Here is a 15,612-nt window from a genome sequence, read left to right on the forward strand (position 1 = left end):
CGAAGCCCCGACCCGACCCGACCATCGCATCAACGATCAAACCCCCATACGGGTTACGCACTCCCGTACGCCCCACCAGCCCCGCACCCCAAGACCCAGGAGAAACCAGGATCCTCAGACCAATCGGTCAACTGCTAAACACCCTGCCGCTGACCGCCAACGGCAAGACCGACCGGCGCACGCTCACGGCGGTGGCCGAGCGACTCGACGCCGTGGAGGGCGAGTCGGGGGCGCGGCCGGTCACGCCGACGGAGCAGCGGCTGGCCGCCTCGTGGGCCGAGGTGCTCGGTGTGCCACGGGCGCAGGTCGGCCGTCACGACCACTTCTTCGACCGGGGCGGCACCTCACTGTCCGCGGTGAAGCTCGCCATCGCCCTGGACCGGGCGGTGTCCCTCAAGACGGACGGCTCAGGCCGGGCTCGACCCTCGTCGAGTCCTCGTCCGGCAATCTGGGCGTCGCGCTGAGCATGATCGCGGCGAGCCGGGGCTATCGGTTTCTGTGTGTGACCGACTCCCGCGTCAATCCGCAGACCCGACGGCTCATCGAGGCCCTCGGCAGCCGGGTGCACGTCATCACCGAGCCGGACCCGGCCGGCGGTTTCCTGGGCGCCCGGATCGCGTACGTACGCGCGCTGTGCGCCGCCGACGAGCGGTACGTGTGGCTCGACCAGTACTCCAACCAGGCCAACTGGCGGGCGCACTACCGCACCACCGCGCCCGCCATCGCCCGGCAGTTCCCGCGCCTGGACGTGCTGTTCGTGGGGGTCGGCACCTCCGGGACGCTGATGGGCTGCGCGCACTGGTTCTGGGAACGGCGGCGCCGGGTGCGGATCGTGGCGGTGGACAGCGTGGGCTCGGTCGCCTTCGGCGGGGCACCCGGCCGCCGGATGATCCCGGGCCTCGGCACCAGTGTGACGCCGGCGCTGCTCGACCCGTCCTGCGTGGACGACGTCGTCCGCGTAGAGGAGGCCGACACGGTCCGGGCCTGCCACCGCCTGGCCCGACGCCTTCCTGTTCGGCGGCTCCACGGGGACGGTCGTCAGCGGCGCCACCGACTGGCTCACCCGCCACGGCACCCCCGACCTCACCGCCGTGGCCTTCTCCCCCGACCTGGGCGAACGCTACCTCGACACCATCTACCGGCCGGGCTGGCCGCTGGAGCAGTACGGGGAGGCCTTCCTCGGGGCGGACGAGTGGGGCACGGGGGAACTGGGGACGGGGGAGCTGGCGGCACCGGTCTGACAACACCGTCACGTAACGGCCGGTCCCGTGTGGGGCCGGCCGTGTGCCTCGTTCTCGGGCACATACCCACCCGCTACGGGTGCCCCGCTCCGTCCCTGGGGAGGTAGGTTCCAGGCATGGCAGCCGGTACCCATGCAGTGACCAATCAGGCTCCGCCGCTGGTGGGCTATGACGCCTTCACCACCGACCGGGTCCTGGTAGAGGCGGTCGAGCGGCATCTGGCCGCCGGCCTCGTCGAGGAAGCGCGCGCGGAACTGTCGGGGCTCGGGCGCTCGGCGGGCTCCGCGCAGGTGCAGGAGTGGGCCAGGCTGGCCAACGAGAACCCCCCGAAGCTGCGCACGCACGACCGGTACGGCAACCGGATCGACGAGGTCGAGTTCCACCCGTCCTGGCACCGGCTCCTCGGCAAAGGCGTGGCGGCCGGGCTCACGGCGGCCTGGGGGCGGCCCGGCGGGCACGTGCGACGCGCGGCCGGGTTCCTGGTCTGGAGCCAGGCCGAGGCGGGCAACGGCTGCCCCCTGTCCATGACCCACGCGGCGGTGCCCGCCCTGCGCACCGACCCGGCGCTCGCCGCCGAGTGGGAGCCACGGCTGACGGCCATGGTCTACGACGAGGATCTGCGGCCCGCGGCGCAGAAGGCCGGTGTCCTCTTCGGGATGGGCATGACGGAGAAGCAGGGCGGCAGCGACGTACGCGCCAACACGACGGCGGCACGGCCGCTCGCGGAGGACGGGACGTACGAGCTGACGGGGCACAAGTGGTTCTGCTCGGCACCGATGTCGGACGCTTTCCTGGTACTCGCCCAGGCGCCGGGCGGGTTGACGTGCTTCCTGGTGCCGCGGGCGCTGGCGGACGGCACGCGCAACGTGTTCCGGATCCAGCGCCTCAAGGACAAGCTGGGCAACCGGTCGAACGCCTCCGCCGAGGTCGAGTTCGCGGGGACGTGGGCCCGGCGGGTCGGGGACGAGGGCCGGGGCGTGCGGACGATCATCGAGATGGTGGCCGCGACCCGGATGGACTGCGCGCTGGGCGCCGCCGCGCTGATGCGGCAGGCGGTGGCGCAGGCGGCGCACCACTGCGCGTACCGGGAGGCGTTCGGCGCGAAGCTGATCGACAAGCCGCTGATGCGCAACGTCCTCGCGGATCTGGCGCTGGAGTCGGAGGCGGCGACGACGCTGGCGATGCGGCTGGCGGCGGCGTACGACGCGGCTGAGGCTGGGGACGACGAAAGCGAGCGCTCGTTTTTGCGCCTGACGGTGCCGATCACCAAGTACTGGGTGACCAAGCGCAGCACCCCGACGGTCGTGGAGGCCTCCGAATGCCTCGGCGGCAACGGCTACGTCGAGGAGTCCGGCATGCCACGTCTGCTGCGCGAGTCGCCGCTCAACTCGATCTGGGAGGGCGCCGGAAACGTCCAGGCCCTCGACGTGCTGCGCGCCCTTCAGCGCGAACCGCGCGCTCTCGACGCCTACTTGAGGGAGGTCGGCCGCGCCCGCGGCGCCGACCACCGCCTCGACGGCGCCATCAAGAACCTGCTGACCGAACTCGCCGACCTCGACGGCATCGAGGCCCGCGCCCGCCGCCTCGCGGAGCGCCTCGCCCTCGTTCTCCAGGGCGCCCTCCTCGTCCAGTACGCACCCCCGGCCGTCGCCGACGCGTTCTGCGCCTCCCGACTGGGCGGCGACTGGGGCTCGGCCTTCGGAACCCTGCCGCACACACTGGACCTGGCGTCCGTGGTGGAACGGGCACGCCCGGTGCACTGAGCCCCGGCCGGCCCGAGTGACCTCTTTCGAGTGGTACGGCACAGGAGTCGTACGGCACGGGAGTGGTGCTGCGCCGACACGGCACCACCCCCGTCCTGTCCGGCCCCGATGATCGGAGCGCACGCCCCACTGGGGCGACGTTGAACAAGTGTCAAGGACCACACGGCCGTTCGCCAGGGTTGCAGGGGGTTGCAAGTCGTCTGCGTTCTGTGGCCGAAGTGTGCCCCTCCGTGGCCGAGGAGCGGCAGACTATGAAACCCGCACCAAGGGGAGGAACGAGTGGCGCACTCGCCGATGGATGTCACGCGGCTCACCGCCACGGACGCCGCCCGTGCGGCACGGGTACTCAGCGACGTACGCGCCTCCGCGCTCTCCGACCCCGACAGACGTCCCAGACCCGCCCCGCGCGCGGCGATCCGGGAGTCCTGGGACCGCATGCTGCACAGCGGGATCGACCCCGACCACGACTTCCGGGCGGACCTGCTCAGCCGCGACGAGGTGGAGCACCGCCGCCAGACATCACCGCTGCGCCAGGTACTGCCGGTCCTGCGCGAAGGCCTGCTGGCCCTCACGGACACCGCGCAGCACATCATGATGGTCGCGGACGCCGACGCCCGGGTGCTGTGGCGGGAGGGCAGCACGGCGGTGCTCCGCAAGGCCGACGGGCAGGGACTCGGGATCGGCGCGGACTGGCGCGAGGAGACGGTGGGCACCAACGGTGTGGGCACCCCGCTCGTGTCCCGCCGGCCCGTACAGGTCTTCTCCGCCGAGCACTTCGTACGCGCCCTGCACTCCTGGACCTGCACCGGAGCCCCCATCACCGACCCGCGCGACGGCCGGCTCCTCGGCGCGGTGGACATCAGCGGCCCCCTGGAGACCCTGCACCCCTCCACCCTCGCGCTGGTGGACTCGGTCGCCAAACTCGCCCAGGCCCGTCTGCGTGACCTCCACCTGACCTCGCTGGAACAACTGCGGGCGGTGGCGGCCCCGGTGCTGGCCCGCATCGACGGCCGCGCGATCGCCGTCGACAGGGACGGCTGGACGGCCACGGTCACCGGCATGCCGTACACCAACCGCCTGGCCCTGCCCGATCCCGTCTCGCCGGGCCGCTGCTGGCTGCCCACCCTCGGCCTCTGCTGGGTCGAACCCCTCCCCTCCGGCTGGCTGATACGCCCTACCGCGGACCCGCCCCCCGCCTCCACCGCCACCCACATCACCCTCGACCTCGCGCACCCGCGCCGCTGGACCGTCACCGTCGCCGGCTGCACCGGCTCCTGGACCCATGGCCTCACCCCCCGCCACGCCGAACTCCTCTACCTCCTCGCCCTCCACCGCGGCGGCCGCAGCGCCTCCGCCCTGGCCGACGACATGTTCGGCGACCCCTCCCGCACCGTCACCGTCCGCGCCGAGATGTCCCGTGTACGCCGCTACCTCGGCGCCTTCCTCGACCACCGGCCGTACCGTTTCACCGAACGCGCCAAGGTCGAAGTCCTCCTCCCTGAAAGCCCGTTGGACCTGCTGCCGCACTCGGTGGCACCGGGAGTGGTACGCGCCCGAGCGGCCTCGGTGTGAGGGATCTCCCTGTATTTCCTGCGTCGGCGGGGTGACACGTGGCCCACTGACGTAGCATCCCTTCCAGGCCACCCCACCTACCCCTCCGTCAAGGTCCTGATGACGGGAGGCAGTTGGCCCGCGCCATCCCGGGAGGTTGGTTGTATGAAGCACCGCGGCAGGCACCGTCGACAGAGGAGAGGGCGCGCGCTGCGTGCCTCTCTGGCGGGGACCGCGCTGGCGCTCACGGCGGCGGCCACGTTGATCAGCACGTCTCAGGCGGCGGGGAGCGGTACGCCGGGCGCCCTGTCCTCAATCACCTCCTCCTCCCAACTACGTGAGTTCCAGCTGCGCGAGAGCCTCGTCGACGAGACCGCCCTCGACTCGCTCGCCTCGGAGATGGGCGGCGGTGTCGGTGTCGACGAGGTGCTGCGCAGCGCCAACCACACGATGCGCACCGAGGCCGACTGCTACGACACCGAGAAGGCCGCCCTGCCCGTCGAGCCAGCGGTCGCCCGCGCGTACTGCTGGGAGTCCGGCGACGCCGTCAACGACAAGTGGCTGCCCCAGTCCGTCACCACCTCCCGCGACAACCGGGTCATCGCCTCCGGGTGGACGCACACGGAGCGCACCGCCGCCGACGGGGCGGACGAGGAAGGCATCGCCAGGGTCGCCTTCGTCGACGCGAGCGATCCGGCGAACCTCACCTACCGGTGGACCCTCCTCGTCGTCCCGAAGGCCGACGGCGACGGATTCGAGGCCGTGCGTTCCGGGCTCGGCGGTATGGCCTGGTACGAGGACAAGCTGATCGTCACCGCGCGGAGCTCCGAGAGCACCGGACGGCAGGACGACTCCCTCTATGTCTTCGACCTCCGCAACTTCCTCCGTGCGGATGTGACCGACAGCGATGCCATCGGCAGGGTCGGCGACGGCTGGTCGGCCCATCACTACCGGTACGTGCTGCCGGCGGCCGCCTCGTACAGCCCGTCGTCCGGCGGCGGCTGTGACGCGCGCGACAACGACGGGGTGCCCTGCTTCGGCTCCCTCTCGCTCGACCGGACGTCGACGCCCCCCAGCGTGGTCGCGAGTGAGTGGTTCCGGCCGAGCCATGAGGAGCCCGCCCGCGTCTGGCGCTACGACCTCGACATCACCCCCGAGCGCGCCGGTCTGCTCACCACCACCGGGGCCCGGAGCGACGTCGACGCGGTCCAGGCGTACGAGACGGAGTCCGCGGGCGTCCAGGGTGTCCTCTCTCACAAGGGCGACTGGTATGTCGCTCAGGACGGCCGGGACCGAGAGGTGCGCGGCTCGTTGTGGCGTCAGGACGAGGACGGCGCGCGGGCCGCCAAGTGCACGGGAGACGACGCGGGGAGCAAGGCGTACGCCTGCTGGGGGCGGCACACCGCCTCCCTCTCGTACTCGCCGGTGACCGGCGAGGTGTGGACGCTCACCGATCCGATCCCGGCGCGCGTGCTGTACGCGGTGAGGTTGGCGAAGGTCGACAACGCGCTGGGCTGAGCCACCCGCCTTGGAAGCGGGCCGAGCCTCATGATTTTCTGACCTCATGAGCAGCAGCACGGTCACCACGTGGTCCCTGGAGCAGACGTCCCCGAGCGACCTCCTCCCCGCCGCCGCCCCCGACGGCGACGACGTCCATATCGTCCGCTCCGAGGTCCCCTCCCCCGAGTTCAGCCGGTTCCTCTATGCCTCGGTCGGCGGCGACATCCGCTGGGTCGACCGGCTGTCGTGGTCGTACGCCCGCTGGCAGGAGCACCTGGACCGGCCCGGAGTGGAGACGTGGGTCGCGTACGACCGGGGCACGCCCGCGGGATATGTGGAGTTCGAGCCGCAGGACGACGGTGTGGTGGAGATCGGGTACTTCGGGCTGATCCCCGCGTTCCGGGGCCGGCGCATCGGCGGGCATCTGCTGTCGTACGCGACTGCCCGGGCCTGGGACCTCGCCGACCGCCGGCCGGGGCTGCCGCCCACCAAGCGGGTCTGGCTCCACACCTGCACCCGGGACGGCGAGCACGCCATGGGCAACTACCTGCGGCGGGGCTTCAAGCTGTTCGACACCAAGGTGACGGAGGAGGCGGACGTGGCCACGCCGGGACCCTGGCCGGGGGCCTAGGGATCATTCCCGGAGCGACCATGACGCACATCACACCGTCTCGGCATGCGAGACATCTCTGTCCGGAATGTGGATGATGGTGGACTGAGTCTAAAGAGCCGTGCCACGCTTCCGTCATGTCTGGAACTGGAATTGCCTTGGTGAGTCGGCGGCACGTCGACCTCGGCCGCGTCTCCAGCGCCATGTGTCCGGCGAGCTGAGACCCGCAGCACTGCCGCTTCCCGTTCCTCGCATCTCCTCTCCCGCGCAACGTCGCGCACGTATGCCCATATGCACGCGCGCAGGTAAGAGCCGCTTCCCGCCTGTCCCGAAGGACGTACAACCATGGCCGCCACCCCGCAGAACTCCGCCACGCCCCGCCGCAAGGTGAGCCGTCACCGTGGCGAAGGACAGTGGGCCGCGGGACACTTCACCCCGCTGAACGGCAACGAGCAGTTCAAGAAGGACGACGACGGTCTCAATGTGCGGACACGCATTGAGACGATCTACTCGAAGCGCGGCTTCGACTCGATCGACCCCAACGACCTGCGCGGCCGGATGCGCTGGTGGGGGCTGTACACCCAGCGCAAGCCCGGGATCGACGGCGGCAAGACCGCGATCCTGGAGCCGGAGGAGCTGGACGACGAGTACTTCATGCTGCGGGTGCGCATCGACGGCGGTCGGCTCACCACCCAGCAGCTACGGGTGATCGGTGAGATCTCGCAGGAGTTCGCGCGGGGCACGGCCGACATCACCGACCGGCAGAACGTGCAGTACCACTGGATCCGGGTCGAGGACGTCCCCGAGATCTGGGAGCGGCTGGAGGCCGTGGGACTGTCCACGACCGAGGCCTGCGGTGACACGCCCCGTGTGATCATCGGCTCGCCCGTCGCGGGGATCGCCGCGGACGAGATCATCGACGGCACCCCGGCCATGGAGGAGATCCACCGGCGGATCGTCGGCAACAAGGACTTCTCCAACCTGCCCCGCAAGTTCAAGTCCGCGATCTCCGGCTCCCCGCTGCTGGACGTGGCGCACGAGATCAACGACATCGCCTTCGTCGGTGTCCGCCACCCCGAGCACGGCCCCGGCTTCGACGTCTGGGTCGGCGGCGGTCTGTCCACCAACCCCAAGATCGGGCAGCGGCTCGGCACGTGGGTGCCGCTGGACGAGGTCGCGGACGTCTACGAGGGCGTCATCTCGATCTTCCGTGACTACGGCTACCGGCGCCTGCGTACGCGCGCTCGCCTGAAGTTCCTGCTCGCCGACTGGGGCACGGAGAAGTTCCGTCAGGTGCTGGAGGACGAGTACCTCAAGCGCAAGCTGATCGACGGCCCCGCCCCGGACCAGCCGGTGGCGCGCTGGCGCGACCACGTCGGTGTGCACCAGCAGAACGACGGCCGGTACTACGTCGGGTTCGCCCCGCGGGTCGGCCGTGTCGACGGGACCACGCTCACGAAGATCGCCGACCTCGCGGAGGCGCACGGCTCGGGCCGGGTCCGTACGACCGTCGAGCAGAAGATGATCGTGCTCGACGTCACCGAGGACCAGGTCGACTCGCTCGTGGCGGGTCTTGAGGCGATGGACCTCACCACCAAGCCCTCCCCGTTCCGGCGGGGCACGATGGCCTGCACCGGCATCGAGTACTGCAAGCTCGCGATCGTCGAGACGAAGGCGCGCGGCGCCTCGCTGATCGACGAACTGGAGCGCCGGATCCCGGACTTCGACGAGCCGATCACCATCAACATCAACGGCTGTCCGAACGCCTGCGCCCGTATCCAGGTGGCGGACATCGGTCTCAAGGGACAGCTCGTCCTCAACGACCAGGGCGAGCAGGTCGAGGGCTTCCAGGTGCACCTGGGCGGCGCGCTCGGCCTGGAGGCCGGGTTCGGCCGCAAGGTGCGTGGCCTGAAGGTCATTTCCGAGGAGCTGCCCGACTACATCGAGCGCGTCCTGAAGCGGTTCCAGGAGCAGCGCGAGGACGGCGAGCGGTTCGCCACCTGGGTCACCCGGGCCAGCGAGGAGGCACTGTCGTGAGCGAGCGGGCCGCCCCCTTCTACTGCCCCTACTGCGGTGACGAGGACCTGCGCCCCAACGAAGAGGGATGGGGGTCCCCCCGCGCGAGCGCAGCCGAGCGTGGGGGAGGCGCGTGGGAATGCGGAGCCTGCAATCGAGCCTTCCAGTTGAAGTTCCTCGGGCTGCTCGCCCGGGGGCTGCAACGAGCCGACAGCGGAGGGGATCACATATGACGACCGTTCAGGCGGATTCGGACACATCCCTGGACGACGAGGACCCGGCCGACCCCGAGGCGGCGAAGCGTGCGGAGCTCAAGGCGCTCGCCGAGCAGGCCGGCCGTGATCTGGAGGACGCCTCGGCGCTTGAGATCCTCCAGTGGGCCGTGGACACCTTCGGCAAGCGCTTCTGTGTGACCTCCTCCATGGAGGACGCCGTGGTCGCGCACCTCGCCTCCCGGGCCAGGCCCGGTGTGGACGTGGTGTTCCTCGACACCGGCTACCACTTCCCGGAGACGATCGGCACCCGGGACGCGGTCGAGGCCGTGATGGATGTGAACGTCCTCACGATCACCCCGCGTCAGACGGTCGCCGAGCAGGACGCCGAGTACGGGCCCAAGTTGCACGACCGCGACCCGGACCTGTGCTGCTTCCTGCGCAAGGTCAAGCCGCTCGAAGAGGGCCTGACCCGGTTCGACGCGTGGGCGACCGGCCTGCGCCGCGACGAGTCCGAGACCCGGGCGAACACCCCTGTGGTCGGCTGGGACGAGAAGCGCGGCAAGGTCAAGATCTCCCCGATCGCGCGCTGGACCCAGGACGACGTGGACGCCTACGTCGCCGAGCACGGAGTGCTCACCAACCCCCTGCTCATGGACGGCTACACGTCCGTGGGCTGCGCCCCCTGCACCCGCCGTGTCGCCGACGGCGAGGACGCGCGTGCCGGCCGTTGGGCGGGCAGTGCCAAGACCGAGTGCGGACTGCACCTGTGACCGCCATCACTGTGCCTGTGACGAACCAGGAGAACAAAGTGACGACCGGAGCCACCGTCTGGCTCACGGGTCTGCCGAGCGCCGGCAAGACCACCATCGCGTACGAGCTCGCGGGCCTGCTGCGCGAGGAGGGCCACCTCGTCGAGGTGCTCGACGGCGACGAGATCCGTGAGTTCCTCACCGCCGACCTCGGCTTCAGCCGTGCCGACCGGCACACCAACGTGCAGCGCATCGGCTTCCTCGCCGACATGCTCGCCCGTAACGGCGTCAAGGCGCTGGTGCCGGTCATCGCGCCGTACGCCGACAGCCGCGAGGCCGTCCGCAAGCGGCACGACGCGAGCGGCGCCGCCTACATCGAGGTGCATGTGGCCACGCCGGTCGAGGTGTGCTCCGTACGCGATGTGAAGGGGCTGTACGCCAAGCAGGCCGCCGGTGAGATCTCCGGGCTGACCGGGGTCGACGACCCGTACGAGGCGCCCGAGAACCCCGATCTGCGCATCGAGTCGCAGGACCAGACGGTGCGGGAGTCCGCGGCGCTGGTCCACAAGCTGCTCACCGAGAGGGGTCTGGCATGACGACGACCGTCGCCACCGTCTCCGAGGAGACCGGCACTCCGTACGTCCTCTCGCACCTGGACGCGCTGGAGTCCGAGGCCGTCCACATCTTCCGCGAGGTGGCGGGCGAGTTCGAGCGGCCGGTGATCCTCTTCTCCGGCGGCAAGGACTCCATCGTCATGCTGCACCTGGCGCTGAAGGCCTTCGCCCCCGCGGCGATCCCCTTCTCGCTGCTGCACGTGGACACCGGGCACAACTTCCCCGAGGTCATCGACTACCGCGACCGGACCGTCGAGAAGCACGGCCTCAGGCTGCATGTGGCCTCCGTGCAGGACTACATCGACCGCGGGGTCCTCAAGGAGCGCCCCGACGGCACCCGCAACCCGCTCCAGACGGTGCCGCTGACGGAGAAGATCCAGACGGAGAAGTTCGACGCCGTCTTCGGCGGCGGCCGCCGGGACGAGGAGAAGGCCCGCGCCAAGGAGCGGGTCTTCTCCCTGCGGGACGAGTTCTCGCAGTGGGACCCGCGCCGCCAGCGGCCCGAGCTGTGGCAGCTCTACAACGGCCGCCACGCGCCCGGCGAGCACGTCCGCGTCTTCCCGCTCTCCAACTGGACCGAGCTGGACGTCTGGCAGTACATCGCCCGCGAGGGCATCGAGCTGCCGGACATCTACTTCGCGCACGAGCGTGACGTGTTCCAGCGGGCCGGCATGTGGCTGACCGCCGGCGAGTGGGGCGGCCCCAAGGACGGCGAGTCCGTCGAGAAGCGCCTCATCCGCTACCGGACCGTGGGCGACATGTCCTGTACCGGTGCCGTCGACTCCGACGCGGTGACCCTCGATCAGGTCATCGCCGAGATTGCCGCCTCCCGGCTCACCGAGCGGGGCGCGACCCGCGCCGACGACAAGATGTCCGAGGCCGCGATGGAAGACCGTAAGCGCGAGGGGTACTTCTAAGCATGAGCACGACCACGGAACTCACCGAGACGACCCTTCTGCGTTTCGCGACCGCCGGTTCGGTCGACGACGGCAAGTCCACGCTCGTCGGCCGGCTGCTGCACGACTCCAAGTCGATCCTCACCGACCAGCTGGAGGCCGTGGAGCGCGCCTCGGCGAGCCGTGGCCAGGAGGGCCCGGACCTGGCGCTCCTCACCGACGGTCTGCGGGCCGAGCGGGAGCAGGGCATCACCATCGACGTGGCGTACCGCTACTTCGCCACGGCCAAGCGGCGGTTCATCCTCGCCGACACGCCCGGCCATGTGCAGTACACCCGCAACATGGTGACGGGTGCCTCCACCGCCGAGCTGACGGTGATCCTCGTCGACGCCCGCAACGGTGTCGTCGAGCAGACCCGCCGCCACGCCGCGATCGCCGCGCTGCTGCGCGTCCCGCACGTGGTCCTCGCCGTCAACAAGATGGACCTCGTCGGCTACGAGGAGCAGGTCTTCGCAGCGATCGCCGAGGAGTTCACGGCGTACGCGACCGAGCTGGGCGTCCCCGAGGTCACCTCCATCCCGATCTCGGCGCTGGCCGGTGACAATGTGGTGGAGCCGTCCGCGAACATGGACTGGTACGGCGGGCCGACGTTCCTGGAGCACCTGGAGACCGTGCCGGTCAGCCACGACATGGCGCACTGCCACGCCCGGCTGCCCGTGCAGTTCGTGATCCGTCCGCAGACCGCCGAGCACCCGGACTACCGGGGGTACGCGGGTCAGATCGCGGCCGGTACGTTCCGGGTCGGCGACCCGGTGACGGTGCTCCCCTCCGGCCGTACGACGAAGGTCTCGGGCATCGACCTGCTCGGCAAGCCGGTCCAGGCGGCCTACACCCCGCAGTCGGTGACGCTCCTGCTGGAGGACGACATCGACATCTCGCGCGGTGACCTGATCGTGCCGAGCAAGGACGCGCCCGCGACCACGCAGGACATCGAGGCGACCGTCTGCCATGTCGCCGACCAGCCGCTCACGGTGGGCCACCGGGTGCTGCTCAAGCACGGCACGCGCACGGTCAAGGCGATCGTCAAGGACATCCCGTCGCGGCTCACGCTCGACGACCTGTCCCTGCACCCGCACCCCGGGCACCTCGTCGCCAACGACATCGGCCGGGTGAAGATCCGCGCCGCCGAGGCGCTGCCGGTCGACTCGTACGCCGACTCCCGCCGCACCGGTTCCTTCATCCTGATCGACCCGGCCGACGGCACCACGCTGACCGCCGGCATGGTCGGCGAGTCGTTCGCCTCCCCGGAGCCCGTCAAGGACGAGGCCGAGGACGACGGGTGGGACTTCTGACATGAACTCCCTCGACTACTACGCGACGTTCGCGAAGGAGGGCGGCCGGGTCGGCAGCGGCGCCCTCGGCAGCGGGCAGGGCGGAGTCGCCCGATGTGCGTGATGCCGTACGGGCTTGGCCCGCGCACCCGCCGTAGACGACGACCTGCCGATCTCCCGGCCACGACCTGAAAGACCGTGACCGCCGGGCCTTACGAGAGGAACCCCTCCCGTGCCTGTCACACCCGCCGTACGCCGTACCCTCGCGGTCCTCGCCGCGCTCCCCCTGCTCACGCTCGCCGCCTGCGGCTACGGCTCCCAGGCCAAGAGCGACGCCAGGCAGCGGATCGCCGCCGGCGCCGAGAGGATCGAGGGTCTCGACGCCGTGAGGATCGGCTACTTCGGCAATCTGACCCACGCGACCGCGTTGGTCGGGCAGGACCAGGGGTTCTTCCAGAAGGAGCTCGGCGCCACGGAGGCCAAGTACACGGCCTTCAACGCGGGCCCCTCGGAGATCGAGGCGCTCAACGCCGGGTCCATCGACATCGGCTGGATCGGCCCCTCGCCGGCGATCAACGGCTACACCAAGGCCAACGGTACGAACCTGCGCATCATCGGCGGTTCGGCGTCCGGCGGGGTCAGGCTCGTTGTCAATCCCGACAAGATCAAGACCCTGAAGGACGTCAAGGGCAAGAAGATCGCCACCCCGCAGCTGGGCAACACGCAGGACGTGGCCTTCCTCAACTGGATCGCGGAGCAGGGCTGGAAGGTCGACGCCGAGAGCGGCCAGGGCGATGTGTCGGTGGTCCGCACGGACAACGCCATCGCGCCGAACGCCTACAAGTCCGGCTCCGTCGACGGCGCCTGGGTGCCGGAGCCGACCGCGTCCAAGCTGGTCGCCGAGGGCGCGAAGGTGCTGCTGGACGAGGCGGACCTGTGGCCGGACAAGAAGTTCGTGATCACGAACATCATCGTGCGGCAGGACTTCCTGGAGAAGTACCCGAAGGTCGTCGAGGCCGTGCTGCGGGGCTCGGTGAAGACCAACGCGTGGATCGCCGCCAACCCCGACAAGGCGAAGGCGTCGGCGAACGCCCAGCTCAAGGCGGACTCCGGCAAGGCGCTGCCGGCTGATGTGCTCGACCCGGCGTGGGAGTCCATCCAGTTCCTCGACGACCCGCTGGCGTCGACCTTGCAGACCGAGGCGGACCACGCCGTGCAGGCCGGTCTGCTGGAGGAGCCGAAGCTCGACGGCATCTACGACCTGACGCCGCTGAACAAGGTCCTCAAGTCCGCGGGTGAGTCCGAGGTCGACGACGCCGGGCTCGGCGTCAAATGACCACGCACACGCACGAGCAACCGCACAGTCCGATCAGTTCCCAGTGATTCCCAGGAGGTGACGACCATGGCAACCGCCCTCGCCAAGGCCGCCGACAGCGTTATCGCGGTCGAGCACGCCGCCCGTATCGAGCATGTCTCGAAGTCCTTCGCCGGGCCCGCCGGGCAGCAGCTCGTCCTGGACGACATCAGCCTCGATGTCGCTCCGGGCGAGTTCGTCACCCTCCTGGGTGCCTCGGGCTGTGGCAAGTCGACGCTGCTCAACCTGGTGGCCGGGCTGGACAGGCCGAGCGCGGGCAGCATCACGACCGACGGGCGTCCGGCCCTGATGTTCCAGGAGCACGCCCTGTTCCCCTGGCTGACCGCGGGCAAGAACGTCGAGCTCGCCCTGAAGCTCAGGGGGGTTCCGAAGAACGAGCGGCGCGAGCGGGCCGAGGCCCTGCTCGAACTGGTCCGGCTCAAGGGCGCGTACGGCAAGCGCGTCCACGAGCTGTCCGGCGGTATGCGCCAGCGCGTCGCCATGGCCCGCGCGCTGGCCCAGGAGAGCAAGCTGCTGCTGATGGACGAGCCGTTCGCCGCGCTCGACGCCATCACCCGTGACGTGCTGCACGACGAGCTGACCCGCATCTGGAGCGAGACGAAGCTGTCGGTGCTGTTCGTGACGCACAACGTGCGCGAGGCGGTACGGCTCGCCGAGCGCGTCGTACTGCTGTCCTCACGCCCCGGCCGGGTGGCCCGCGAGTGGACGGTGGGCATTCCGCAGCCGCGCCGTATCGAGGACACGGCCGTGGCGGAGCTCTCCGTCGAGATCACCGAAGAACTGCGCAAGGAGATCCGCCGCCATGGCCAGCACTGAGACCACGGCCGACGCCGCTCCCGGTTCCGGTTCCGGTTCCGGGAAGGATTCCGACGACCTCGCCGGTCTGGAGGCGGGCCTCGACGCGCTGGAGTCGGTGCAGACCGGGCGCCCGCCACTCCGGCAGGTCCTCGTCGAGAAGGTGCTGCCGCCGGTCGTCGCCGTCGCCCTGGTGCTGGTGGTCTGGCAGCTGCTGGTCTGGGCGGAGGTCACCCCGACCTACAAGCTGCCCGCGCCGTCCGCGGTGTGGGAGGAGCTGCGGCAGTCCTGGCTGCAGGGCACGCTCCACGAGTACATCTGGACGTCCGTCTCGCGCGGTCTGCTCGGCTTCCTGCTGGCCCTGGTGATCGGCACGCCGCTCGGTCTGCTGGTGGCCCGGGTACGGATCGTCCGGGCGGCGCTCGGCCCGATCCTCTCCGGTCTGCAGTCGCTGCCGTCGGTGGCGTGGGTGCCGCCCGCGGTGATCTGGCTGGGCCTGGAGCCGTCGGTGATGTACGCGGTGATCCTGCTCGGCGCGGTCCCCTCCATCGCCAACGGCCTGGTCTCCGGCATCGACCAGGTGCCCCCGCTGTTCCTGCGGGCCGGCCGCACTCTGGGCGCGACCGGGCTGAAGGGCACCTGGCACATCGTGATGCCCGCCTCGCTGCCCGGCTACGTCGCCGGCCTGAAGCAGGGCTGGGCGTTCTCGTGGCGCTCGCTGATGGCCGCGGAGATCATCGCGAAGGCACCGGACATGGGCACGGGCCTCGGCCAGCTGTTGGAGGCGGGCCGCACCAACAGCAGCATGTCCCAGGTCTTCTTCGCCATCGTCCTCATCCTGATCGTCGGTATCGCCATCGACCTGCTGATCTTCAGCCCGCTGGAGCGGTGGGTCCTGCGCAGCCGCGGTCTGCTGGTGAACCGCTGAGCATGTGACCTACTGAGAGAGCTGGGAG

At 70.3% G+C, this 15,612-nt stretch carries 14 protein-coding genes and 2 pseudogenes; all 16 read left to right on the top strand.

The window, feature by feature from the left end:
* Positions 1–140: 140 nt before the first annotated feature.
* A pseudogene (locus F3T56_RS47885) lies at positions 141–464 on the top strand (phosphopantetheine-binding protein); the annotation flags it as partial.
* Positions 395–1,241 (top strand): annotated as a pseudogene (locus F3T56_RS17735) (pyridoxal-phosphate dependent enzyme); the annotation flags it as partial. The pseudogenes F3T56_RS47885 and F3T56_RS17735, both read left to right, overlap by 70 nt.
* A 116-nt stretch (positions 1,242–1,357) precedes the next feature.
* Positions 1,358–3,004, top strand: coding sequence for an acyl-CoA dehydrogenase family protein (locus tag F3T56_RS17740; RefSeq protein ID WP_149826144.1), 1,647 nt, complete (start codon positions 1,358–1,360; stop codon positions 3,002–3,004).
* Between the two features lie 294 nt (positions 3,005–3,298).
* Complete coding sequence (locus F3T56_RS17745; protein ID WP_149826215.1) at positions 3,299–4,576, top strand: helix-turn-helix domain-containing protein; 1,278 nt, start codon at positions 3,299–3,301, stop codon at positions 4,574–4,576.
* A 144-nt stretch (positions 4,577–4,720) separates the two neighbouring features.
* Positions 4,721–6,073 carry a hypothetical protein gene (locus tag F3T56_RS17750; RefSeq protein WP_149826145.1) on the top strand — a complete coding sequence of 451 codons (1,353 nt, stop codon included), beginning with the start codon at positions 4,721–4,723 and terminating at the stop codon, positions 6,071–6,073.
* Positions 6,074–6,119: 46 nt separating this feature from the next.
* The gene (locus tag F3T56_RS17755) at positions 6,120–6,686 is read left to right on the top strand and encodes a GNAT family N-acetyltransferase (RefSeq protein ID WP_149826146.1); all 567 of its coding nucleotides are present in this window, start codon (positions 6,120–6,122) and stop codon (positions 6,684–6,686) included.
* Positions 6,687–6,802: 116 nt separating this feature from the next.
* A complete protein-coding gene (locus F3T56_RS49735; RefSeq protein ID WP_332836426.1) occupies positions 6,803–6,886 on the top strand; it encodes a putative leader peptide in 84 nt (27 codons plus the stop codon).
* 124 nt (positions 6,887–7,010) lie between these two features.
* Positions 7,011–8,702, top strand: a complete 1,692-nt coding sequence (locus F3T56_RS17760) for a nitrite/sulfite reductase (RefSeq protein WP_149826147.1) — start codon at positions 7,011–7,013, stop codon at positions 8,700–8,702.
* A complete protein-coding gene (locus F3T56_RS17765) occupies positions 8,699–8,914 on the top strand; it encodes a hypothetical protein (RefSeq protein ID WP_149826148.1) in 216 nt (71 codons plus the stop codon). Before F3T56_RS17760 ends, F3T56_RS17765 begins: the two co-directional genes overlap by 4 nt.
* On the top strand, positions 8,911–9,666 hold the full coding sequence (locus tag F3T56_RS17770) for a phosphoadenylyl-sulfate reductase (RefSeq protein WP_246203673.1): 756 nt from the start codon (positions 8,911–8,913) through the stop codon (positions 9,664–9,666). The genes F3T56_RS17765 and F3T56_RS17770 overlap by 4 nt, the downstream gene beginning before the upstream one ends.
* 38 nt (positions 9,667–9,704) lie before the next feature.
* Positions 9,705–10,241: an adenylyl-sulfate kinase gene (gene cysC / locus F3T56_RS17775; RefSeq protein ID WP_149826149.1), complete on the top strand. Its 537-nt coding sequence runs from the start codon at positions 9,705–9,707 to the stop codon at positions 10,239–10,241.
* Positions 10,238–11,176, top strand: coding sequence for a sulfate adenylyltransferase subunit CysD (gene cysD, locus F3T56_RS17780; protein ID WP_149826150.1), 939 nt, complete (start codon positions 10,238–10,240; stop codon positions 11,174–11,176). The genes cysC and cysD overlap by 4 nt, the downstream gene beginning before the upstream one ends.
* A gap of 2 nt (positions 11,177–11,178) precedes the next feature.
* Complete coding sequence (locus tag F3T56_RS17785; protein WP_149826151.1) at positions 11,179–12,507, top strand: sulfate adenylyltransferase subunit 1; 1,329 nt, start codon at positions 11,179–11,181, stop codon at positions 12,505–12,507.
* A gap of 211 nt (positions 12,508–12,718) precedes the next feature.
* Positions 12,719–13,822 carry an aliphatic sulfonate ABC transporter substrate-binding protein gene (locus F3T56_RS17795; protein ID WP_149826153.1) on the top strand — a complete coding sequence of 368 codons (1,104 nt, stop codon included), beginning with the start codon at positions 12,719–12,721 and terminating at the stop codon, positions 13,820–13,822.
* A 66-nt stretch (positions 13,823–13,888) separates the two neighbouring features.
* Complete coding sequence (locus tag F3T56_RS17800) at positions 13,889–14,677, top strand: ABC transporter ATP-binding protein (RefSeq protein ID WP_149826154.1); 789 nt, start codon at positions 13,889–13,891, stop codon at positions 14,675–14,677.
* Positions 14,664–15,584 carry an ABC transporter permease gene (locus F3T56_RS17805; protein ID WP_149826155.1) on the top strand — a complete coding sequence of 307 codons (921 nt, stop codon included), beginning with the start codon at positions 14,664–14,666 and terminating at the stop codon, positions 15,582–15,584. Before F3T56_RS17800 ends, F3T56_RS17805 begins: the two co-directional genes overlap by 14 nt.
* Positions 15,585–15,612: the final 28 nt, after the last annotated feature.

The sequence above is a fragment of the Streptomyces tailanensis genome (assembly GCF_008386495.1).
Lineage (GTDB): Bacteria > Actinomycetota > Actinomycetes > Streptomycetales > Streptomycetaceae > Streptomyces > Streptomyces tailanensis.

What these genes read in the sequence shown, in the direction of transcription:
- F3T56_RS17740 (WP_149826144.1), top strand. Translation starts at nt 1,358, where the DNA reads ATGGCAGCCGGTACCCATGCAGTGACCAATCAGGCTCCGCCGCTGGTG.
- F3T56_RS17745 (WP_149826215.1), top strand. Translation starts at nt 3,299, where the DNA reads ATGGATGTCACGCGGCTCACCGCCACGGACGCCGCCCGTGCGGCACGG.
- F3T56_RS17750 (WP_149826145.1), top strand. Translation starts at nt 4,721, where the DNA reads ATGAAGCACCGCGGCAGGCACCGTCGACAGAGGAGAGGGCGCGCGCTG.
- F3T56_RS17755 (WP_149826146.1), top strand. Translation starts at nt 6,120, where the DNA reads ATGAGCAGCAGCACGGTCACCACGTGGTCCCTGGAGCAGACGTCCCCG.
- F3T56_RS49735 (WP_332836426.1), top strand. Translation starts at nt 6,803, where the DNA reads ATGTCTGGAACTGGAATTGCCTTGGTGAGTCGGCGGCACGTCGACCTC.
- F3T56_RS17760 (WP_149826147.1), top strand. Translation starts at nt 7,011, where the DNA reads ATGGCCGCCACCCCGCAGAACTCCGCCACGCCCCGCCGCAAGGTGAGC.
- F3T56_RS17770 (WP_246203673.1), top strand. Translation starts at nt 8,911, where the DNA reads ATGACGACCGTTCAGGCGGATTCGGACACATCCCTGGACGACGAGGAC.
- cysD (WP_149826150.1), top strand. Translation starts at nt 10,238, where the DNA reads ATGACGACGACCGTCGCCACCGTCTCCGAGGAGACCGGCACTCCGTAC.
- F3T56_RS17785 (WP_149826151.1), top strand. Translation starts at nt 11,179, where the DNA reads ATGAGCACGACCACGGAACTCACCGAGACGACCCTTCTGCGTTTCGCG.
- F3T56_RS17800 (WP_149826154.1), top strand. Translation starts at nt 13,889, where the DNA reads ATGGCAACCGCCCTCGCCAAGGCCGCCGACAGCGTTATCGCGGTCGAG.
- F3T56_RS17805 (WP_149826155.1), top strand. Translation starts at nt 14,664, where the DNA reads ATGGCCAGCACTGAGACCACGGCCGACGCCGCTCCCGGTTCCGGTTCC.